The organism is Burkholderiales bacterium (assembly GCA_035543335.1).
In the GTDB taxonomy this organism is placed as follows: domain Bacteria; phylum Pseudomonadota; class Gammaproteobacteria; order Burkholderiales; family JAHFRG01; genus JAHFRG01.
In genome coordinates this window covers 1-20,467 of sequence record DASZZH010000040.1, presented here as the reverse complement: position 1 = coordinate 20,467, position 20,467 = coordinate 1, and the positions used below count along the sequence as shown (strand labels likewise).

The following is a 20,467-nucleotide window of genomic DNA, read 5'->3' as shown; positions in this document are numbered from 1 at the left end:
GTTAAAAAAAATAATCTGCCGTGCTTTTTACTCATTGCTTCTTGCTTTAGGACTGTTGCCGGCAGCGCAGGCGCATGAACTTACGCTCAAGCAAGTCGCACCGGATGTTTATGCTTTTATCGGCGAAACCCAGGCGCTCACCCCGGAAAATCGCGGCAATATCCTCAATAGCGGCTTTATCGTCGGCGACGACGGGGTGATTGTGATCGATCCGGGGCCGAACCGGGAGCACGCGGAGCGGATGCTGTCGGCTATCGGCAAAATTACCGCAAAACCGGTCAAGCTGGTGATTGACACGCATCCCCATCCCGAGAACGTTCTGGGTAACGATGTGTTTGCGAAGCAGGGCGCGCCGATTCTCGCGCACAGCGAAACGCTAAAGGCGATGCGCGAGCGCTGCGAGAAGTGCCGCGAAAACGTGTTGAAGGCCTTGGGAAAAGAAATCATGGCCGGCACTGAAATCGCCTTGCCGAGACTCACCGTGGACCAGAGCAGCGACATGACGGTGGCGGGGCGCGGCTTGCGCCTGCTGTTTTACGGCTGGGGGCATACCGAAGGCGATCTTGCCGTGCTCGACCGCAAATCCGGCGTGCTCTTCAGCGGCGGTTTGGTTTCGCTCGACTGCATTCCGGTGTTAAGCCAGGCGAAAATCCGCGGCTGGATTCTTGCCCTCGAGCAATTGCGCAACGAACCCTTCAACAAACTGGTGCCGGGAAACGGTCCGGTTTCCAAACCGCAACGAGTGCAGGAGACGCTGGATTATCTGCAAAGCCTGCTCCTGCTGGTGGAGAAGCAATACAATGCCGGCATGAGTGTGCTCGATCTTTTGAAGCAATCCGATTTGCCTGAGTACAGAGGCTGGGCGTTATACGCCGAACAGCACCCGTTGAATGTGCAGCACGTGTATAGCGAGCTGGAAAAAGAAGAATTGGAGAAATGAGCGTTTCTCTCTATCCGGAAATTGAGCCGTATGCCCAAGGCTTGCTGGAGGTTTCCGGCGGACACCGCATTTATTATGAAGAGTGCGGCAATCGTAACGGGGTGCCGGCGGTATTTCTGCACGGCGGACCGGGAAGCCAATGCAATTCCGGTCATCGGCGCTTCTTCGATCCCGAGCATTACCGCATTATTCTGTTCGATCAGCGCGGCTGCGGGAAAAGTCTCCCGTTTGGCGAGATTCGCGGCAATACCACCGCGCATCTGATTGCGGACATGGAGCAGTTGCGCGCGACGCTCAAAATCGAGCGCTGGCTTTTGTTTGGCGGCTCGTGGGGTTCGACGCTGGCGCTGGCCTGCGCGCAGCAGCATCCACAGGCGGTTCTCGGTTTGATCCTGCGCGGCATTTTTCTCTGTAGTGAAGAGGAGCTCGACTGGTATTTTTACGGGCTCAAGCAGTTTGCGCCGGAAGCATGGGAGCGCTTCTCCAGCTGGGTACCAAAACAGCGGCGAAATGAACTGTTGCAGTACTACCATGGAGCCATTCATCAGGCCGATCCGGGTTCCGCACTCGCGGCGGCAAAAGCCTGGAGCAATTACGAAGCTGAACTCATGATGCTGGGCGAGTTGCAGCAGGAAGCGAAGCCCCCGTTGCCGGAGGAGGCGTTGCTGGGCCGGGTGCGGGTGCAGACCCATTATTTAATGAACCGTTGTTTTTTACACGAAAATATGTTGCTGACACATCTGCCTGCAATCCGGCATCTCCCCGCCACGATAGTCCACGGCCGTTTCGATCTGGTCTGTCCGGTACTGGCCGCTTATTCCTTGCATCGCGCCTGGCCCGAGGCGGAACTGAAAATCGTGGAGAATGCCGGCCATTCATCTTCCAGCCCGGCAATGGCTTCCATGCTGGTTGCGGCCACCGAGCGCTTCAAGGAAATTTTGGCGGGAGCGGCCGTGCGATGAGCCTGCGATTCCGCATCAATCTTCTGATTACGGTGCTGATGCTGCTTTTTATCGTGGCCACCGGCATCATTATCGTGGATGACAAGCGCAAGTCGGTAAAGGAGGAAATGGAAGGCACCACGCGTGTCACGGTGCAGTTGCTGACCACCGCGCTTTACAGCAGCCAGTTTATTCCGGGTGCCACAACGCAACGGCAAGTGTTGCTCGATTTCCTGAAAAATCTGGGGCGGGTGCGTGCCAGCGAAATCAAGCTCTATGACGGGCTGGGAAACACGGTTTACGAGTCACCTCCTTCGCGCTACAAGGCGGGCCGCTCCGCGCCTGAATGGTTTTCGCGCCTGGTTTCCCCCAAACTTGAAGTGGTGACGCTGAGGATTCAAGGTGGGCTGCTGGAGATTACCCCCAATCCCTCGCGCTCGATCCTCGATGCCTGGGACGATTTGCAAAACCTGATGTGGCTGGCGCTGATTTTCTTCGTGGTGGTGAATGTATTGGTTTTCTGGTTTATTGGCCGTTCGCTCAAGCCAGTGCAGCAAATTCTCAATGGACTGTCGCAGATGCAGAAAGGTAATTTCGACGCGCGCCTGCCGCAATTTGCGCTGCCCGAACTTGCTTCCATCAGCCAAACTTTCAACCGCATGGCAGGCGTGCTGCAGGAGAGCGTGGCGGAGAATCGCCGTCTTGCGCTGATAGTCAAACAATCCAGCGATGCCATCATGATTCACGATTTGCAAGGCAACATCTCCTTCTGGAATCCGGCGGCAGAGCGTTTGTTCGGCTATGCGGCGCAGGAAATCGCCGGGTGTTCCGCCACCTTGCTGACCCCGCCCGGCCGGAAAGGTGAGATCGCGGACAACCTGGAAATCGTGGCGCGCCGCGGCTTGGTTGAAAATGTGGAAACGCAAAGGCTCGCCAAGGACGGCAGGCGGGTGGATGTGTCGCTTTCCGTCGCGCCGCTGATTGATCCGCACAACGAGCAGGTGATCGGCGAAATTTGCAGCATGCGCGACATCACCGAAAAAAAGCGCGCCGAGCAGGCGGCGCGCGAACTGGAGGAGAACCGCCGGTTGACGCAACTGATTCAAAGCCACGTCGAGGAAGAACGTCGCAGCCTGGCGCGCGAACTGCACGATGAGCTGGGGCAATATGCCACCGCGATCAAGACCATCGGCGCGTCCATCGCCAATCGACTGGAGAGCGCGCCCGAAGTGCGGGCGAGCGCGCAAACCATTGTAGAGGTCGCGGCGCGCATTTACGACGCGATGCACGGCATCATCAGCCGGTTGCGCCCCAGCGCCCTGGACAATCTGGGGTTGACCGAAACTCTGCAGGATAGCGTGGCGGCGTGGCAGTCGCGGCATCCCGAAATCAATTTCAAACTGCAGTTCTCGGGGAAGCTCGATGATTTGGGAGAAACACTCAACATCACCTTTTACCGCATCGTGCAGGAATGTTTGACCAATGCGATACGGCATGCACAGGCTGCGCAGGTGGAAATCACGACGACCCGGGAGCAGGCAAATAATCAGGATTCCGTATGCCTCAGTGTGCGTGATGATGGCAGGGGAGCGGCGGCTGAAATCGCGCCGCTCGGCCACTTCGGCCTGCTCGGCATGCGCGAACGGGTGCAGGCCTTGAACGGAACCTTTGCCGTTGAAAGTGCTCCGAACAAAGGATTTTGCGTTACAGTGACCATACCGCTGCCAGGAACAAAATGATGGGCACTTCCCAGATCCAAGTCATGCTGGTTGACGATCATGCGGTCGTGCGCATGGGTTTTCGTTTGCTGCTCGAAGGTGCGCCGGACATGAAAGTTGTGGCGGAAGCAGAGAACGGCGAAGACGCCTGCCGCCTGTATCAGGATACAAAACCGGACGTGGTGGTGATGGACATTTCCATGCCCGGCATCGGCGGACTGGAAGCGGTAAACCGCATCATCGCCAGAAACCCGCAAGCGCGGATTCTGGTGCTCTCCGCCCACGAAGACATTATTCATCCGAAACGGGTGCTGAAAGCGGGCGCCTTGGGTTACCTCAGCAAGCGCAGCGCAGCGGAGGCGCTGATACAGGCCATTCGTCAAGTGGCACAGGGCAAGACTTTTCTCGAATCGAGGATTGCCCAGCAGATGGCGATGCAGCAACTATCCGGCGACAAAACCCCGGTGGATGTGCTAAGTGCACGTGAATTCGAGGTTTTCATGCTTTTGGCACAAGGCAAGGCAGTGGTGGAAATCGCCGCCACCCTGCATTTGAGCCCGCGCACCGTAGGCACACATTTATACAATATTAAACAAAAGCTTAATGCTTCAAACTCGGCGGAAATCGCGCTTATAGCAATGCGTGCCGGGTTGATTGAGGGTTAGTGGCCAAATCTAATGAAAATCATTAGGCCGAATTCAAGGTTTTCTGCCTTCCCGCGTAGACTTGAATACAGGCATACTGGCGGCGTAGGTTAAATCGTTGTACAACTTTTTTACGGAGATCACCATGGCCTGGAGCAAACCCGAATTTACCGATATGCGTTTTGGTTTCGAAGTCACGATGTACATTCTGAACCGCTAAGACGCACAAGCAATAACGAAAAAGGGCTGCTGAGTAAGCAGTCCTTTTTTATTGCCCTGACTGTCCCCTCTTTTAAGATCTATTTAATCCAAATCCCCCTTAAACCGTTCCCGTTTTGGCCCGCCCAATTCGTACCTCAGGCCGATGAAAAAAGCCAGCGGTGCCGCGGGTGAAAGAAACAGTTCCTTCGGCCAGTTGGCGGGGCTTACTGTCGGATCAAAGGTATTTCCGGGCCCGACAAAGGCGTTGGCCCCAAGCTGCCCGAAAGTGAAGTACTTTCTGTCAAACAAGTTATTGACCTTGGCGAACAACTTCCAGCGCCCGGAGATTCTGTAACGGGCGTCCAGGTTCACTCTGGCATAGCCCGGCACTTGGCCGTGTATATCTTGGTTGTTCTCGTCGCTCCGTGCAAACTGGCTGGAAGCCAGCAGGAGGTTTGCGCCGACTGAAAATGCTTCAGTGAACTCATACTCACCCCTAAATTTGAAATTGTGGCGCGGAATACCCGGAATCCGGTTCCCCGCCGATACTAAAATGGAACCTGTGCTGTCGGTGCTGGAATTATTCGGGCTGAACTCGGAGAAGGGTGTTTGAAAAGTTGCATTGATCAACGTATAGTTCGTGTGGAAGCTGAACTTGTTAAATTGCCCGTGGAGGCCAAGCTCTATGCCCTGGCGGCGGGTTTCGCCGACGTTTTGGAAAAAGCCTGCACTGGTTGCAAACCCGCCGCTGCTTACAAACTGAATATCGTCCTGCGACTTGGTTCGAAACAAGGCGGCGCTCCAGGCCAAGTGCTGCCACTGGCCGCGCAAGCCAGCTTCCCAGGTTTTAGCCACGACCTGTTTGAGCGGCGGATCGGATAAGAATGCGTTGGGCAACGAACAGGGGACGCTTGGATTCGAACAAGTCAGTTCCACGGGCGTGGGCGCACGTGTGCCCTCGTTATAGCTCCCATAGAGCGTGAGCGTCTTGACGGGGTTATAAGCCAGGCCAGCCGCCGGATTGAAGCGGGTAAATTGATTATTCCCGTTCAAGGCAGTGCCCAGCTGGTCTTGCAGTTTGACTTGCGCAATGTTGTATCTGCCGGACGCGGTAAAGTGCAGTTTCTCGGTCAAGGAAAAAGTGTCGGTCGCATACAGCCCATAATAGGTATTGAAACCCTTGACGTCGGTGAATAGCGCGAACGGGCTGGTGCCGATGGTGTCACGATCCGCCGTCACGGTTGCTTCCTGGCTCGTTTGGGTGAACTCGGTACTCCCGTGGTCAATGCTGGCGCCCGCGGTAAACTGGTTCTTGCGATTTAGCAGACCCCCGAGAAGCGTCAGCTGTATCGCACCGCCATAGCCTATCTGGTCGTTATCGCTGATGACATTGGACGCCGGCATATTGCCCGGCCCCACCGGCATCGTATTATCAAAGTCGCTACTAATGTTGCTGTTAAAGGCTAAGGTTTTGCTTTCTCGGTAATAAACGTTTGAAGCAAGAAGAACCGTATCGCTGAAGAAGTGGCTGCCTTTCAGGTTTAAAAAGACGAGTCTATTATCATTAAAATCCGGAAAGGTAAAAGCTTGGGCCGGATTGTCGAGAAAGCTTACGGGTAACGGTTGTGTGCCGAAAAGCTTGTTTTTTGCTGCCGTAAAACTCAAATCCAAATCGGTTTTCTCGTCTTGCCAGCCGAATTTGGAGAAGAGCTGGTTTACGTCGCTATTGGAATGTTCGCGAAAGCCGTTCTCTCTGAACACGTTGGCCGTGACGAAATAATCGGCGTTTTTGCCATGCCCGCCGGCTTCAAACTCGACGGCTCCGCGCCCGAAAGAACCGCCATAACTCTGAATTGCAAACCCAGGGTACTCGAAACCGCTCTTGGTATGGATCGCCAGCGCCCCGCCTAAAGTATTCAAGCCGAACAGCGGGTTTGATCCCGGGATGAGGTTAATGCTGGAGATGGCCGACTGCGGAATGAGGTCCCAGTTGACCAAATCGCCGAACGGTTCATTGACCCGCACGCCGTCCTGGAAAACCGATATGCCTTGGGGTGTGCCGAGTAGCGGTGAAGCAGTGAAACCACGGAAATTGACGTTCAGCTGGAATGGATTCACCAGCGTGTCGTTGATATTAACTGAACCCAGATTAGCATTCGCGAAGTCAGACAGGTCAAGAGTCTGCTGTTTTTGGATATCCTTTCCGGTTGCCGTCTGCACATTGGCCGGCACCTGATTGAGCGGTGTCCCGAGGCCGGGTAAGGGTGTGGTGCCGATGACTTCCACTGTGGGCGCTTCCAGTTCCGTCGCGCGGTTATCCGCGAAAGCGGGCCCTCCCCAAAAAATCCAAAAAACAATCAGTGCGTTTTTTTTGAAGGTGCTGCTTTTTTTCATTCTGCTATTCCTCCCTTTTGTTATTTTGGCAGAACAATCTCGGTTGTGGCGGTTGAAAGCAGCCAGTTTGGTTGATTTCAAACACCAGCCCTGATTCATTTGTCTTCCAAGTTAGCACAAGCACCGTCTCCGGATTTCTTGACCGGACTTGCCCGAGAACCGCGCCAGGCATAAAAAAGCCGGGACTTTAAGTCCCGGCAAGAAGAGGAAGTTGGAGAACAACCATGAGCGTGCAAGACGCTTAACCGGCACGCTACTGAGATAAACGAGCAAGTCTTATGCCAGAAAGGTGCTGGAAGATGAAAAAGAGGGAAGGTTTGTTCAGAATAGGCCGTTCGCCATGAGTATGCCGAAGAGGAACAGCTTTTGCTGATGAGGCCACTAAACTGTGTGTAACCGCATGCTCTCCAAGTTCCCTCCCCTTGAAGGGGAGGGTTAGGGTGGGGATGGGTTGTCCACCGTACTCCCATCCCCCTCCTGTCCTCCCCCTTGAAGGGGGAGGAATCCGAAGCAACGCAGCTAAGCACTATTTCCGGTCGGCTCAGTAACTGACTCACCGCCGAATTAGCTGTGACCCTTCAACCCGTACTTTTCCATGCGATAGCGTAGCGTCATGCGGCTCACCCCGAGGCGGCGCGCGGATTCGGAGACGTTGCCGCCGGTGGCTTCGAGCGCGCGCTCGATCAGCAGGCGTTCCGCGGCTTCTAGTGTCAGTCCGTGCAACGGCAGGGTTTCGCTTGAAGAAGGCGGATCTTGCGGCGACAGCGCCAGATCGGAAACATGCATCACGCCGCCGCGGGAAAGCAGCACGGCGCGTTCCACCAGGTGCTTGAGCTCGCGCACGTTGCCCGGCCAGGAGTAAGCGCGCAAGGCGTTCAACGCTTCCGCGCTGAAAGAAGAATCGGGCAGGCCATAGCGGCGGCTCACTTGCAGCGCGAAATGGCGCGCCAGCAAGACCATGTCTTCACCGCGCTCGCGCAGCGGCGGCAAGCTTAACGTCACCACATTGAGCCGGTAATAGAGGTCGGCGCGAAACCGCCCTTGCGCAATCATCTCCGGTAATTTGCGGTTGGTGCCGGCGATGATGCGCGCCGGAATGTGGCGCTCGCGCACCGAGCCGAGGCGCCGCGTCTTGCGCCGCTCAATGACATTCAGCAGCTTCGCTTGCAGTTCCAGCGGCAGTTCGCCGATTTCGTCGAGAAACAGCATGCCGTCTTCCGCGGCTTCGATCAGCCCGGGGCGCGCGCCGTGCGCGTTGGTGAACGCGCCTTTTTCGTGGCCGAAGAGTTCCGCTTCTATCAGGTCGCGCGGCAGCGACGCGCAATCCACTTGAACAAAAGGGCGGGCGGAGTGCGGGCTTAAGCGGTGCAGCAGACGTGCCGCGACATCTTTGCCGCTGCCGGTTTCGCCCAGAATCAATACGGTGGGTGGCGGTTCGCCGCTTTCCCCTGCCAGTTCCGCCAGGCGCCGGATTTGCTTGCGCAAGCGCTGCATTGACGCGCTCTCGCCCAGCATCTGCACGCCTTCCACCGCGTGGCTGTCACGTGCCTGGGAATAATCGAGCCGGTTTTTGAGCCGCGAGGTTTGCAGCACTTTGTCCACTGCCAGCAGTAGCTCATCGAGGTCCACCGGTTTTTTCAGGTAATCGGCCGCGCCGAGTTTCATGGCGTGAACGGCGTCACCGATTTCGCCGTAAGCGGTGAGCACTATCACGGCGGGCGACTTGTTTTCATCAGCGGAGCGGATTTCAGCAAGCAAATCGAGGCCATTGCCGTCGGGCAGCCGCAAATCCAGCAGCACCAGTTCGGGAAGCGCGTTCCGGGCAAGCTCACGACCTTCAGCCAGTGTGAAGGAGAGCATGCATTCGTAACCGGCTTTCTCCAGGCTTTTTTTCACCGCCCGGCCAAACAGGGTTTCATCCTCGATGAGCAAAATCCTGGGCAGCCCCTGGGCTTCCTTGGGAGGAGCGGTCGCAGCCAGTGCTTTTTCGGCCATCAGTCTTCCTCTACTTTGGGCAGAACGATCCGTACTGCGGTACCATGCGGATTGGTAGCTTCATACTCGATTTTACCGCCATGTGCTTCGCACACCTTCATCGCAAACGGTATGCCCAATCCGGTACCGTAACGCTTGGTTGAGGGACCGGGACTCAAATCACGGGCTTCCGGGGTGAACGGCATGCCGGAGCCCTGATCGGCAATCGTAAGCACGATTTGCTCTCCCGTTTGGTCAAGGCGAAGATCGAGCGTGCCTCGTTGCGGCGAAGCGTCCGCCGCGTTCAGCAGCAATCCATGCAGTGCCTGTTCCATGAGCTGTATATCCAGCGCAATTTCAATTTCCTGGTTCCAGCCCTGACGTTCCACCCGGATTTCCTTTTCCGCCAGGCGGGAATTGAGTATTTCCAGCACATTGTCCACCAGTCTGGGCAGTTTGCAAGGCAAGCGCCGAGCTTGCAACGGGTGCAGATAGGAAAGCAAGGAGTGCGTCCAGCGCTCCAGCCGGTCGGCCGTGTTGATGATGCCGGCCAGGCCTTCGCGCAACTCGGTGGGAAGATTCGGATCGTTGATGATCTGGGCGGTGGCGCGGATGCTGGCCAGGGGATTGCGGATATTGTGCGCCATCACCGGCACCAGCGCGCCCAGAGTGGCCTGTTTTTCCGCGCGCAATAGTGACTCGCGGCTGGCGGTGAGGTCATCCGCCATTTGATTGACCGCTTCGGCGAGCGTCACCAGCTCCAGTGCTCCCCGCTCCGGAACCTTGTGAGAAAGATCGCCGTGGCTGATCAGCGAAGTGGCTTGTTGTACCGCGGATAAGGGCTGCACGATGGCGCGCTGCATGAACAGGCGTGACAGCAGCAACAACACGATGGCGAGAAAAATCGGCAGCAGGAGCAGCAAAGGCGCAAGACGGGTGAGCGTCGCCAGCCGCTTCTGCAATTCCGACTGCTGCAGCCGCAGCAGTTGATCGATGGCGCTGAACGCTTCTTCATAGCGGCCGAAACCCGCCAGCTCGAGGTCGGTATCGAAAATTTTGCGTTTTTGCTTGAGCGACATGCCGGCACGGGCGCGGGTGATGTCCGCGGCTTGTGTCTTGATGATATTGTAGGCTTCGCGCAGGCGGTTGATGGCTGCGTGCTCCTCGTTATTGGCGGCGATGCTGTCCAGTTTCAGCAAATGCTCCTCAATCCGTTTCTGATATTCCTGGTATTGCCTGGCCGCGTCGGTATCGCTTAAGAAAACCGCATCGAAGACTTCCTTTACCTGACGGTAGAGATTGCCGCGCATTTCCTGGATTTCTTCCACCATGGAATTGATGCGCAGCGATTCCCGCGACGACTCCTGCCAGTAATAGAGTGCGGCGCTGCCCAGCACGCCGCTTGCCAGCACCAGCAGGAGATAACCTAGTGCGTAAAGCAGCATCAGGTGCTTGAGTGATTTTGGCTGAGACATAAGAAATAACCGTTCGCCCCCTCGATATCCTCGGGACAGGCCTGAGTCCTTCGTCTTCGTTCCCGCTCGTCCTGAGCCCTTCGTCTTTATCCCCGTTCGTCCTGAGCTTGTCGAAGGACAACGGGGACTTCGCTCAGGACAGGCTTGTCGAAGGGCGTTCATGTCCTTCGTCTATGCTCAGGAGAGCGTTCGACAACCTTTAGTGCTGAGCTTGTCGAAGCATCACCACGAACGCCTGAAATGAGGGGATTTATTAGCTTACTTGAGTATTGAAGTGGCGGGAAAGCCTGTTAACAAATTCTTTCCCCCTTGCCCGCGCTTCGCAGAGTTTACCCTGAGCATAGTCGAATGGGCTCGTGCTCCCCGCTTATGGGGAAAAGATGAGGGAAGGGAGTAAGCGAGGGGAAGAAAACCAGGGGGCGCTGGTGCATGTAACCTCTGCGGAACACAATGTCACGCTTTCGAACCTCATTTCCTCAGGCGCCAGGTCGCAACTGTCCAAGTAAACCTGTTTTGTGCATACATGCCGCTGTTTACAAAAGAGATAGGGGAAATTGAGCCAAAGCGATGTTATTGGCATAACAGTTGCTACCGCACATTTGGCTAAGCTATAGCGCCATAAGCAGTATTTGGAAGAAATGTGTCTTTTTTACAACATCACGCTGAGTATGTCGTTTTTTTTCTTGACACCTTGGCTGCGCGTATAGGAGGATGTGTCGTCCTAAGATTTCAGATGTAGTTTTGTTTGATTAATTTTTTCCACACAGGAGGAAGCATGATAAAGCAAAAGCATAAGAAACTAAGCATGGCCGTAGTCGGCGCCTGCGCGCTGTTTGGCACTTCCGCCGCCAACGCTGTCGGACCTCTCAGGGTCGGTGACTGGGACCTGTCATTCGCCGGTGAAGTCAACGCCTTCTACATCTACAGCACCTGCACTAACGATTCAAAGACACTCGGACTCGTAGGCGGCCTTATTGCTTGCAGCAAGACGAATCACCTCAACTCTTCGCAGGTGCGCGACGGTCTTCTGCCTTCGGCCTTGGTGTTCTCCGCCAAGACCACTCAGGAAGGTTTTGACATCGGCGTGACTATAGGTATGTATCCCGGCAGCAACGCCCATGGTGCCGTCGGACCACAAGGACAGCAGTTGGGGTCTACCGATATCAATATGCGCCAGCAATTCCTGACGTTTGGCGACAAAGAGATGGGCACCTTCAAGTTTGGCCGTGATTTGGGCATCTTTGGCTCCGACGCCATCTTGAGCGACGCGACTCTGCTGAGTGTCGGTACTGCCCTTTTACCGGCCACTCCCACCAACACGACTTTGGGGCGCATCGGTTTAGGCTATATTTACGCCGACTGGATAGAGCAAATCACTTATATTTCCCCGAGTGCCAGTGGTTTGCAGGGCACGATAGGGATTTTCCAGCCTTACGCTGCAGGTCCCATAGCCGGCGGCCCCTCTGCCACTATCAGCGGTCATCAATTACCCGGTTTTCAAGGCAAGCTGACTTACGACTATGATCTGGGCGGAGTGACCGGCCGTGTTTGGACTAGTTTCTTCTATCAGCGCAATCAAGCCACCGCTGCCGACCTCGGTGGCCCCGGCAGCTTCGGTGTCACAGCGATTGCAGCCGATGCGGGTATCAAGGCCGCTATTGCCGGCTTGGATGGCGTACTGTATTACTATCAAGGCAGGGGCATAGGCACCACCGGGATACTGTTGGACGGCGTGGACCTTGGGGGCCACCGCCGCAATTCCAATGGTGGTTATGCGCAGGTGGGTTACAAGATGGGTAAGTGGAGACCCGTCGTCAGCTATGGCGGGAGCTGGCTCCATTCGACTTCGGACGCAGATGCGGCTACCGGCATAGTGGCTCGGAACCGTTCAGGAATCGTAGGGTTGTACTACAGCCTGACTAAATCGCTGACCCTGGTGGGTGAATATGCCCACACCCGGTCTAATGACCACGCGGCGCCGGGGCACCCGGCGCACGTCGATATGCAAAACGACTACTCCGTGGGCGCGATCCTGTTCTTCTAACCAGAGCTAAACTGCTATAACTCAAGCGGCGCCCACCAGGCGCCGCTTTTGTTTTTGTGCTCCGGAACTTTTGCCTGTTTTCCGCAATCAATATTGGTGCACACACTTTCTATAAATGCCCCTTCGTCTTAAATTTTCGGGCCGTTCGCCTTGAGCTAGTCGAAGGGTGAACGGATTGCAATAGGTTTAGCTTGTCAAAGGTGTTCATGTCCTTCGTCTACGCTCAGGAGAGCGTTCGACAACCTTTAGTGCTGAGCCCTTCGTCTTCGTCCCCGTTCGTCCTGAGCTTGTCGAAGGACAACGGGGACTTCGCTCAGGACAGGCTTGTCGAAGCATCACCACAAACGCAGGGCGTGCGCTTTGTTAACAAAAAAGGTTACACGATATGATTAAACTGATTTTCCTTGCCGCATTTATGGCTACTCCCGCCTTCGCGGCGCCTTTTGCCTATGTCTCGAATCAAAAAGACGGTGTTACCGTGATTGGGCTCGATACCCTCGCGCCTGTCGCGACAATCGATATTAAGGCGAAAGAGCCGCGCGGCATCGGTATTACCAGCGATGGAAAATACGTACTCACCGCCAATAAAGACAGCGGCAATATATCGGTGATAGACACGGCGACCCTAAAGGTCACGAAGCATGTAGCGATTGGCAAAAACCCCGAGTTCATCCGCGTATATGGCAATCGCGCCTATGTGAGCTATGAGCCGAGCGCCGGAGAAGGTGAGCCGGCGGGCAAACAGGGCGACAAGTCCGAGGAGAAGGAAAAGAAAATGCCTGCTGGAATCGCCGTTGTCGATCTTGACCACTGGCTTGTCATCAGAACCATGATTAGCGGGCCCGAAACCGAAGGTATCGAGTTTGCGCCTGACGGGAAGTTGATGCTGGTAACGAATGAGGGAGACAATACCATTACTGTCTACAATCTCTCGACCGGGAAGCTGGTCAAGACTATCAATACGACGATCTATGGCAACCGCCCCCGCGGCATCAAGGTATCTCCAGACGGGAAAACGTATGCCGTCACTTTGGAGTTCTCAGACAAACTCCTCCTTCTCAACCGTCAGTTAAAGGTGCTCAAGACAGTGCCGACAGGCGGTGCTCCGTACGGGCTGGCTTTCGACCGTGAGGGCAAGCGGCTTTTTGTGGCCGCCGCCCGCTCCAAGCAGCTGCAGGTATTCGACACTCAAAATTTTACGCTAATCAAGAACATTCCGGTGGGAGCCCGTTGCTGGCACTTCAGCTTTACTCCCGATGATGCCAGGATTCTGGTCGCGTGCGGCCGATCGGACAATCTTTATGTTATCGACGCGAATACCTATGAGCTGGTGAAGACTATTTCTGGACTGAATACACCTTGGGGTGTCGTGACGAATCCGAAGGCTGTCGGAAGCCTGGACCGGCCCTGACCCGACGTGGCGGGCTCTTTTTTTGTACCGAGCTGATGTGGCAGATGAATACCAATCAATCCAGATATGCGCCGTCCGCCATAGCCCTGCACTGGTTGCTTGTCGTGATGGTCTTTATCCTTTACGGTCTAGGCTGGTACATGGTGGGAATTCCCAAAGGCACTCCGCCGGTAACCTATTTTTATAACCTGCATAAATCCATCGGCCTGATTGCGGCGGTTCCCATCGTATGGCTCATTTGCTGGCGTGCAGCGCATCAGGTGCCGGCATTGCCCGCCAGCATGCCGCAGTGGCAGATCAAGGCCACCAAAACCAGTCACGTATTGTTTTATGTCTGCCTGGTGGTGATGACGCTGAGCGGTTTCATCGAGTCGAATTTCACCAAATATGGAATAAAGTTCTTTGGCTGCCAGCTGCCAATTCTGGGCTGGGAAGACAAGGCAATCTATCTGCTGTTTAACCGGATCCACGTATTCACTTCTTATCTTTTCACGGCGCTGATCGCTTTGCACGTGCTTGCAGCGCTCAAGCATCTGTTACTGGACCAGGACGGCGTCTTCCAGCGCATGCTTCCTTTCCGCTGACTCGGGAGTTACTTGCTCGAGGCGGTGGTGTGCGAGTACATGAACCCGGCGATTACTACGCAAAGCAGTACTGCCTGGAGAATCAAGCCCTGCCAGTTGGGATAAATCCCGAGCGCCGGAAGTGACGGAAAGCTTGCCGGGTCGACAGGTAATTTTCCCGCTGCTTGCAACGCAGCCACGCCTTTGCCGGAAAACACCACGGCAAGGCCTGCCACGAGCGTAGAACTTATCCCGAAAAACAATCCAATCGGCAGTTTTGTGCTGGCGCGGTAAATCATCCAAGCCAGCACGACCAGGCAGCCTGCGCCTGACGCCAATCCAAAAACCACCGCGGCCTTGCCGGTGGCGCCGGTCTGTATCCACAGCGCCTGGTAGAACAAAACGGTTTCGAATACTTCACGGTAGACGGCGAGGAATGAAACCAACGCCAAGCCCCACAGCGTGCTGCTCGAGAGCGCGCCAGCGACTTGTTCCTTGATGAAAGCGTTCCAGCGCGCGGCATAGGTTTTACGGTGCAGCCAGAAGCCGACATAAAGCAGCACCGCAGCCGAAAGCAGGGTGGTAACCCCCTCCGTGAGCTCGCGTTGCAAGCCGCTGATGCTGATAATTTTCGAAGAAATGATCCAGGTGACGATTCCGAGCAGCAGCGCGGCGATCCATCCGGCATGCAGATAGGCAAGGCCCTCGCGCTTTCCGGTTTTAAGCAGGAACGCCGCCATTCCCGCCAGCACCAAAATCGCTTCCAGCCCCTCTCGCAATATGATGATGAGGGCACTGAAGAAATTGGCACTTGCGGATTCAGCCTGGTTCTCGATACTCTCTCTTGCTTGTTCCAACAGGCGCACGAGTTCGCGGTATTGGGATTCAAGGTTTTCAACCGGCGCACCGGATTGGATGGCGCCACGGTATTTCAACATTTCTTCCTCAATCCGAGAGCGCAGACCATGATCCACGGCGTCGATATTGGCTTCGGCCAGCTCAAAGCCCTCGAGATAAGCTTTGACGGCAAGCTGATAGGCGGTTTCGCGCTTGCCGCCGCGGTATGTGTCCAGGCTTTGTTGCAGTGTTTCCCGAGCAAAAACCAGAGGCGAGGGGGGCTGCCCGCTTTCAAGAGCAGAAGGGTGGCTGCGCAAAAAAGCGAGCTGATAAAAGGCAGTGTCGCTCTCGCGCTTGGCTTCGGCAGGCGTGATATTGACTATTTTGCTCAAGTCCGAAAAGAAACGATTTCCTTCTTGCCAGAATTGCGCCCCTTTCCCTTTTTCTTCTTCGTTGGAGAAGAAGTTGCTGACATAAAACGCCAGCACCCAGCGCTCGTCCTCGCTCAATTGTTTGAAAGTCGGCATGGCGGTGCCCTTAACGCCTAAGCCGATGGTGTTATACAAAGCAAAGACGCTGCGTTGCGACTGGCGCTCGCGATCATGAAAATTACTGGGTTGCGGATTAAGCGAAGCTGCCAGCGGACCGTTACCTTGTCCTTCGGCGCCATGGCAGGCCGCACAGTTGCTGCTGTAAAGAGTGGCAGCAGCGCGCAAATCCGGGCTGCGTTTCGGCGCAGTGCTGATGTCGTAGGCCTTTATTAAGCCCCCACGGATCTGCCTGGCAAGCGCGCTCACTTGTTCGCCGTTTGCTCTTTTCTGAATCAGCCCGGCGAGTTCTCCCGCTTGCTCAATCAGTGCCATCTGCCCCGGTTTGGCTGGAAGTTTTGCAATCTGATTTTTGACCTGGCCAGAAAATTCCAGTTGTTCTGCATATTCCTTGGTGTTGATTACCTTTCCGTTTTGCACGAATTGGGGATATTCAACGCCGATATAGTCCAGAAGGTGGAGCAGGCTTTGGGCTTGTTCATCGTTGCTGATTTCCGCATTCGCTGCAGGCGCGGGGAAGAGGAGAGCAAGAACCCAGAAAACGGAAAACAGCTTGCGCATGGCGGATACCGATCGAAATGTAAACAACGTTAATGATAATTATAATCATTAATCGTGTCAAACCCGGGTAATTAGTTAAATATATGTTTATAAGTTGTATTTTAAATTGCTCTAGTTCTTTTTCTAACGTTGTTTCAATAATTATTGCAATAGTTAATAAGAATCATTATTATTAAAATCCAGCCATGGATTCCGGCTGCAGTCATTTCAAACAACGCTCTTTTATCCTGCTGCTCGCTGTTGCAGCCGGTCCCCGCAACAGCGCCCCCACATGAAACCAAGCCGACAGAAGTTGTCCCATCCGAGCCGAAGCCCGTACTGAAACCGCCGCCGAAAATCGCGCTGGCGCTGGGGGGCGGCGCGGCGCGCGGCTTTGCTCACGTCGGGGTAATCAAAACGCTCGAAGCCTCCGGCATCAGCGCCGATATCGTGGTCGGCACCAGCGCCGGCAGCCTGGTGGGCGCGCTTTACGCCGGAGGCTGCAGCGGCTTTGAATTGCAGAAAATCGCGCTAAAGGTAGATGAAACCAGCGTGGGCGACTGGATTTTTCCCGACCGCGGTTTCATCAAGGGCGAGTCGCTGCAGAACTTCGTGAACAAGGCACTCAATAACCGTCCGCTTGAAAAGCTCAATAAAACTTTTGCGGTGACCGCCACTGATCTGCGTTCCGGCGCGGCGGTGGTTTTTCGCACCGGCAACACCGGCATTGCGGTGCGCGCTTCAAGCAGCGTTCCCGGAGTGTTTCAGCCGGTGAATATCAATGGCCGGGAATATGTGGACGGCGGATTGGTGCATCCGATTCCGGTGCGAGTGGCAAAAAGCCTGGATGCGGATATCGTAATTGCGGTAGATGTGGCGAGCAAACCCAAATCCACCAAGGTGGAAGACATGATCGATATCCTTCTGCAAATCTTCAATATCATGAGCGAATCCATCAGCGCCTACGAATTGGCAGAAGCCGATGTGGTAATCCGGCCCAACGTTGCGAACATCGGTCCGGCGGATTTCGACCAAAAGCATTTCGCAATTCTGGAAGGAGAGAAAGCGGCGCAGGTGGCGATTGCCGCAATACGTGAAAAAATCAGCCAGTATGAAGCCCGCTGGCTGGAAAAGGCCGAAGCGGGACGTTAGGTTTGCTATGATTAAAACCATGACAAAGTCGCTTATGTGGATTCCCGCCGTTTTGATTTTTTGCTCGTCCTTTCCGCTCTGGGCGGAACCGCTTGAGCTGGAAGTCATTACGCTGAAGTACCGCACTGCGCAGGACGTGCTACCCATCGTGCAGCCGTTCGTGAATCAGGCGGGCGGCACGGTTACCGGTACGCAAAACCGGCTCATCGTGCGCACCACTCGCGCGAACCTTGCCGAAGTCAGGCAAATTCTCGCCAGCATTGATACGCTTCCGCGCCGGCTGATGGTGACGGTGAAGCAGGACACCGGCCTGTCAGCAATCCAGCGCTCAGCTGAATTGTCGGGCAATGCCGCAGTCGGCAAGGCGCAGGTCATCGTTCCGCCCACCGGCCGTGATGGCCGTGGGCTGATCGTTGAGAGGCAGCGAAGCGGGAATAATGTGCGCGCTCAAGTGCAAAGCAACGAGTCGCGCGAGAACGAGAATAATGTGCAGCAGCTGCAAGTGCTGGAAGGCAATGAAGCGTTCATCCGCGTGGGACAATCGGTGCCGGTGCCGCAAGAGACGATTATCCAAACGCCGCAAGGCACACAGGTTATACAAAATACGCAGTTCCGCGATGTCGCCACCGGCTTTTATGTCCGGCCGCGCGTCTCCGGCGAGCAGGTGACGCTGGAAGTCAGCCCGCAACGCGAAAGCCTTGGACCGGACGGCAGCGTCAACACCCAGAGCGTTTCCAGCGTGGTTTCCGGGAGATTGGGCGAGTGGATGGAGCTGGGCGGAATTGTCCAGAGCCGCACGCAGCAAAACTCAGGGATTGCTTCGCGCGATTCGGAGCGCAACAGCGACCAGCGCAGAATCTATATCAAAGTCGAAGAAATCCGCTGACACTGTGAATGCCGGCAAATACCAAGCCCGCTCATCTTTTCTGCTGCAAGGTTACTTCCTTTTGTAGCCGTAATACCAGCGGTTGGTGGTCTTTCCAATATTGCAAACCGTGTGGCCGGCTCCGGCGGGAATCAGGATTTCCTCGCCGATTTCGGGGCAAAAAGTTTTTCCGAGAAAAGAAAGCTCGATTTCACCTTCGGCCAGCATCAACAGCTCGTCAACGCCGTGCACGTAATCTTCCCAGATTTGGCCTGGCGGATCTATCCAAATGCCGAAACTGAAACCGCGGCGTTCCCAATCCGTTCTGATTTTGCGCTCGTCCACGACTAAGTAAAAAGTAACTCTGGTTCCTAATTTATACATCCAGACTTTTCAGTTGCCAACGTGGCTCAGGACGGATCTTGGTGGCGGCGGACCCGCACCCGTATAATCCCAACACCCAAACAGATCACGCCGGGCCAGAATGTCAGAAAGACCAGCAGTCCCGGACCAATCGGATTTGGATTGGGGTCGGGCCACAGTCCGAGCTCGGCTGCGATGATGCCGAAAAGCGGGCCCGAGCCGAAGATAAGCAGCCCAAGACCGACCAGTACAAGAGTTGAACGGATGTAATCACGCATGGCGAAGGTAAGAAGATGTCAGCCTACTACGTTACATTTATTTCGTCACGCCTAGGGGGTGCTGTGCCCAGTTCGCCACTGGCGCGGGCTTTCTTCCCATAAACCCACTCGAACAACGGCGAGGCCATGAGCGTGGTGACGATGGCCATCAAGACCATGATCGAAAAGAGTGCCGGCCGGATGATGCCTCTCTGTAGGCCGATGTTGAGAATGATCAGCTCCATCAGGCCGCGCGCGTTCATCAGGGTGCCTATGGCCAGCGCCGTACGATTGTCCTCGCCGTTGAGCCGCGCGGCGGCCCAGCAGGCCGCGCCTTTGCCCACGATCGAGGCGATCAGCACCAGGAGCGCGATCAAGAGAAGCTGAGGACTGTTCACTATGTCGAGCTGTGTGTTCAGGCCCGAAAAAGTGAAGAACAGCGGGAGCAGAAAGACCACAACGAACGGCTGGAGTTGCCGTTGCAGTTCCTTGGCAAAGAAACCGCGCGGCATCGCTGTGCCGAGCAGGAAGCCGCCGAAGACAGCGTGAATGCCGATTGCATCCGTCCCCCACGCAGCGAGCATGAGCAGCATAAGCACCACGCCGAGCAGGGTGGGGCTGACTGTCCGTTCACGTTCAGCCAGACGGCCGAGCGGCGCGAGGAGTTTGCGCCCAAATAGTGTCATGACCAACGCATAGCCGATTCCGCCTGCAATGGCTATCACCGCTACCAAGGCTCCGCCACCGAAGGTCGCGAGCACGATGGCTAGAACGCACCAGGCGGCCGCATCGTCAACAGCGCCCGCTGCCAGCGCGAGCGTGCCGAGCGTCGTACCGGTGAGACCGCGTTCGTAGATGATGCGGGCCAGCATCGGAAAAGCTGTGATGGCAATGGCCGCACCGAGGAAAAGAACCGCTTCGAACGGGCGCGCCTTATCCGAGAAAAGCCCCGGCACCTCCACCAGCCAGAGCGCCAACACCGCGCCAACGATGAACGGCACCAACATGCCCGCAAGCGATACCGAGATCGCGCTCCGCGTGCGGCTGCGGAAAAGCTCCGTCTTGAACTCCACGCCCACGAGGAACATGTAGAGCCCGATACCGAGTTGCGCAGCGACGTACAGCGTCTTGAGTGATTCAGGTGGAAACAGGAACTGCTGTGCCTCGGGCCACAACAACCCGAACAGGGAAGGCCCCATGAGCACGCCGGCAATCATCTCGCCGACGACCTGCGGCTGCCCGCAGCGGCGCGCCACCCAGCCAACGCCCCGGCAAACTGCGAGGATGAAAAATATCTGGAGAAAGAAGGCAATTGAGAGCTGGGCGGAAGTCATATCAGTGTTCAAATTTGTTGTCGCAACGTCAACGCATCCGTTCTGATTTTGTGCTCGTTCATAATTAAAATGTGATTCTGACTCCTAATGTAGTTAGTGACAGCTTAAGCAACAAACCGCTCAATTGGGCTGCACCCGGTTCGGTGGACACCCACCTAAGCTAATTGCATCTGGTTTTCGAACTCCATCGGGCTCACATATCCGAGCGTCGAATGCCGGCGCCGCGGGTTATAGAAGCGCTCAATATAATCAAATACGTCGGCCTT

Annotated in this window: 17 protein-coding genes; 9 read left to right on the top strand and 8 right to left on the bottom strand. The window is 55.6% G+C overall.

Going from position 1 to position 20,467, the window contains the following annotated elements:
• Positions 1–34 precede the first annotated feature (34 nt).
• From VHE58_10765 to VHE58_10750, 4 genes are read left to right on the top strand one after another with little or no spacing between them, the layout of a single operon-like run.
• Positions 35–940, top strand: a complete 906-nt coding sequence (locus tag VHE58_10765) for an MBL fold metallo-hydrolase (GenBank protein HVS27752.1) — start codon at positions 35–37, stop codon at positions 938–940.
• Positions 937–1,902 carry a prolyl aminopeptidase gene (gene pip, locus VHE58_10760; protein HVS27751.1) on the top strand — a complete coding sequence of 322 codons (966 nt, stop codon included), beginning with the start codon at positions 937–939 and terminating at the stop codon, positions 1,900–1,902. The genes VHE58_10765 and pip overlap by 4 nt, the downstream gene beginning before the upstream one ends.
• A complete protein-coding gene (locus tag VHE58_10755) occupies positions 1,899–3,620 on the top strand; it encodes a PAS domain S-box protein (GenBank protein ID HVS27750.1) in 1,722 nt (573 codons plus the stop codon). Before pip ends, VHE58_10755 begins: the two co-directional genes overlap by 4 nt.
• Entirely contained in the window at positions 3,617–4,264 is a 648-nt protein-coding gene (locus tag VHE58_10750; GenBank protein HVS27749.1) for a response regulator transcription factor, read from the top strand. The genes VHE58_10755 and VHE58_10750 overlap by 4 nt, the downstream gene beginning before the upstream one ends.
• A 282-nt stretch (positions 4,265–4,546) precedes the next feature.
• Here the strand turns inward: VHE58_10750 and VHE58_10745 are convergent, their stop codons facing one another.
• The 3 genes from VHE58_10745 to VHE58_10735 all read right to left on the bottom strand — a co-directional run bounded on the left by VHE58_10745 (position 4,547) and on the right by VHE58_10735 (position 10,287).
• The gene (locus VHE58_10745) at positions 4,547–6,838 is read right to left on the bottom strand and encodes a TonB-dependent receptor (GenBank protein HVS27748.1); all 2,292 of its coding nucleotides are present in this window, start codon (positions 6,836–6,838) and stop codon (positions 4,547–4,549) included.
• Between the two features lie 564 nt (positions 6,839–7,402).
• The gene (locus VHE58_10740; GenBank protein ID HVS27747.1) at positions 7,403–8,833 is read right to left on the bottom strand and encodes a sigma-54 dependent transcriptional regulator; all 1,431 of its coding nucleotides are present in this window, start codon (positions 8,831–8,833) and stop codon (positions 7,403–7,405) included.
• On the bottom strand, positions 8,833–10,287 hold the full coding sequence (locus tag VHE58_10735) for an ATP-binding protein (GenBank protein HVS27746.1): 1,455 nt from the start codon (positions 10,285–10,287) through the stop codon (positions 8,833–8,835). Before VHE58_10735 ends, VHE58_10740 begins: the two co-directional genes overlap by 1 nt.
• 775 nt (positions 10,288–11,062) lie before the next feature.
• Between VHE58_10735 and VHE58_10730 the strand changes: the two genes are divergently transcribed.
• The 3 genes from VHE58_10730 to VHE58_10720 all read left to right on the top strand — a co-directional run bounded on the left by VHE58_10730 (position 11,063) and on the right by VHE58_10720 (position 14,326).
• Positions 11,063–12,331, top strand: coding sequence for a hypothetical protein (locus VHE58_10730; protein ID HVS27745.1), 1,269 nt, complete (start codon positions 11,063–11,065; stop codon positions 12,329–12,331).
• Positions 12,332–12,716: 385 nt separating this feature from the next.
• Positions 12,717–13,742: a beta-propeller fold lactonase family protein gene (locus tag VHE58_10725; protein ID HVS27744.1), complete on the top strand. Its 1,026-nt coding sequence runs from the start codon at positions 12,717–12,719 to the stop codon at positions 13,740–13,742.
• 44 nt (positions 13,743–13,786) lie between these two features.
• The gene (locus tag VHE58_10720) at positions 13,787–14,326 is read left to right on the top strand and encodes a cytochrome b (protein HVS27743.1); all 540 of its coding nucleotides are present in this window, start codon (positions 13,787–13,789) and stop codon (positions 14,324–14,326) included.
• Positions 14,327–14,334: 8 nt separating this feature from the next.
• On the opposite strand, the gene VHE58_10715 is transcribed toward VHE58_10720, so the two are convergent.
• Positions 14,335–16,251, bottom strand: coding sequence for a cytochrome c/FTR1 family iron permease (locus VHE58_10715; GenBank protein ID HVS27742.1), 1,917 nt, complete (start codon positions 16,249–16,251; stop codon positions 14,335–14,337).
• A gap of 240 nt (positions 16,252–16,491) precedes the next feature.
• Here VHE58_10715 and VHE58_10710 point away from each other — a divergent pair, with 240 nt between their 5' ends.
• Complete coding sequence (locus VHE58_10710) at positions 16,492–17,382, top strand: patatin-like phospholipase family protein (GenBank protein ID HVS27741.1); 891 nt, start codon at positions 16,492–16,494, stop codon at positions 17,380–17,382.
• 19 nt (positions 17,383–17,401) lie between these two features.
• On the top strand, positions 17,402–18,268 hold the full coding sequence (locus VHE58_10705; protein HVS27740.1) for a secretin N-terminal domain-containing protein: 867 nt from the start codon (positions 17,402–17,404) through the stop codon (positions 18,266–18,268).
• Positions 18,269–18,319: 51 nt separating this feature from the next.
• Here the strand turns inward: VHE58_10705 and VHE58_10700 are convergent, their stop codons facing one another.
• The 4 genes from VHE58_10700 to VHE58_10685 all read right to left on the bottom strand — a co-directional run.
• Positions 18,320–18,592, bottom strand: a complete 273-nt coding sequence (locus VHE58_10700; GenBank protein ID HVS27739.1) for a hypothetical protein — start codon at positions 18,590–18,592, stop codon at positions 18,320–18,322.
• A gap of 65 nt (positions 18,593–18,657) precedes the next feature.
• On the bottom strand, positions 18,658–18,888 hold the full coding sequence (locus tag VHE58_10695; protein ID HVS27738.1) for a hypothetical protein: 231 nt from the start codon (positions 18,886–18,888) through the stop codon (positions 18,658–18,660).
• A 26-nt stretch (positions 18,889–18,914) separates the two neighbouring features.
• Positions 18,915–20,201 (bottom strand): cation:proton antiporter, encoded by a 1,287-nt coding sequence (locus VHE58_10690; GenBank protein HVS27737.1) that lies wholly within the window; start codon positions 20,199–20,201, stop codon positions 18,915–18,917.
• A gap of 155 nt (positions 20,202–20,356) precedes the next feature.
• On the bottom strand, positions 20,357–20,467 hold a 111-nt coding region (locus tag VHE58_10685; protein HVS27736.1), incomplete at its 5' end, for an IS3 family transposase.

Coding starts and splice junctions, on each gene's coding strand:
- VHE58_10740 (HVS27747.1), bottom strand. CDS start 8,833: ATGGCCGAAAAAGCACTGGCTGCGACCGCTCCTCCCAAGGAAGCCCAG.
- VHE58_10730 (HVS27745.1), top strand. CDS start 11,063: ATGATAAAGCAAAAGCATAAGAAACTAAGCATGGCCGTAGTCGGCGCC.
- VHE58_10715 (HVS27742.1), bottom strand. CDS start 16,251: ATGCGCAAGCTGTTTTCCGTTTTCTGGGTTCTTGCTCTCCTCTTCCCC.
- VHE58_10750 (HVS27749.1), top strand. CDS start 3,617: ATGATGGGCACTTCCCAGATCCAAGTCATGCTGGTTGACGATCATGCG.
- pip (HVS27751.1), top strand. CDS start 937: ATGAGCGTTTCTCTCTATCCGGAAATTGAGCCGTATGCCCAAGGCTTG.
- VHE58_10725 (HVS27744.1), top strand. CDS start 12,717: ATGATTAAACTGATTTTCCTTGCCGCATTTATGGCTACTCCCGCCTTC.
- VHE58_10720 (HVS27743.1), top strand. CDS start 13,787: ATGAATACCAATCAATCCAGATATGCGCCGTCCGCCATAGCCCTGCAC.
- VHE58_10735 (HVS27746.1), bottom strand. CDS start 10,287: ATGTCTCAGCCAAAATCACTCAAGCACCTGATGCTGCTTTACGCACTA.
- VHE58_10690 (HVS27737.1), bottom strand. CDS start 20,201: ATGACTTCCGCCCAGCTCTCAATTGCCTTCTTTCTCCAGATATTTTTC.
- VHE58_10695 (HVS27738.1), bottom strand. CDS start 18,888: ATGCGTGATTACATCCGTTCAACTCTTGTACTGGTCGGTCTTGGGCTG.
- VHE58_10705 (HVS27740.1), top strand. CDS start 17,402: ATGACAAAGTCGCTTATGTGGATTCCCGCCGTTTTGATTTTTTGCTCG.
- VHE58_10755 (HVS27750.1), top strand. CDS start 1,899: ATGAGCCTGCGATTCCGCATCAATCTTCTGATTACGGTGCTGATGCTG.
- VHE58_10745 (HVS27748.1), bottom strand. CDS start 6,838: ATGAAAAAAAGCAGCACCTTCAAAAAAAACGCACTGATTGTTTTTTGG.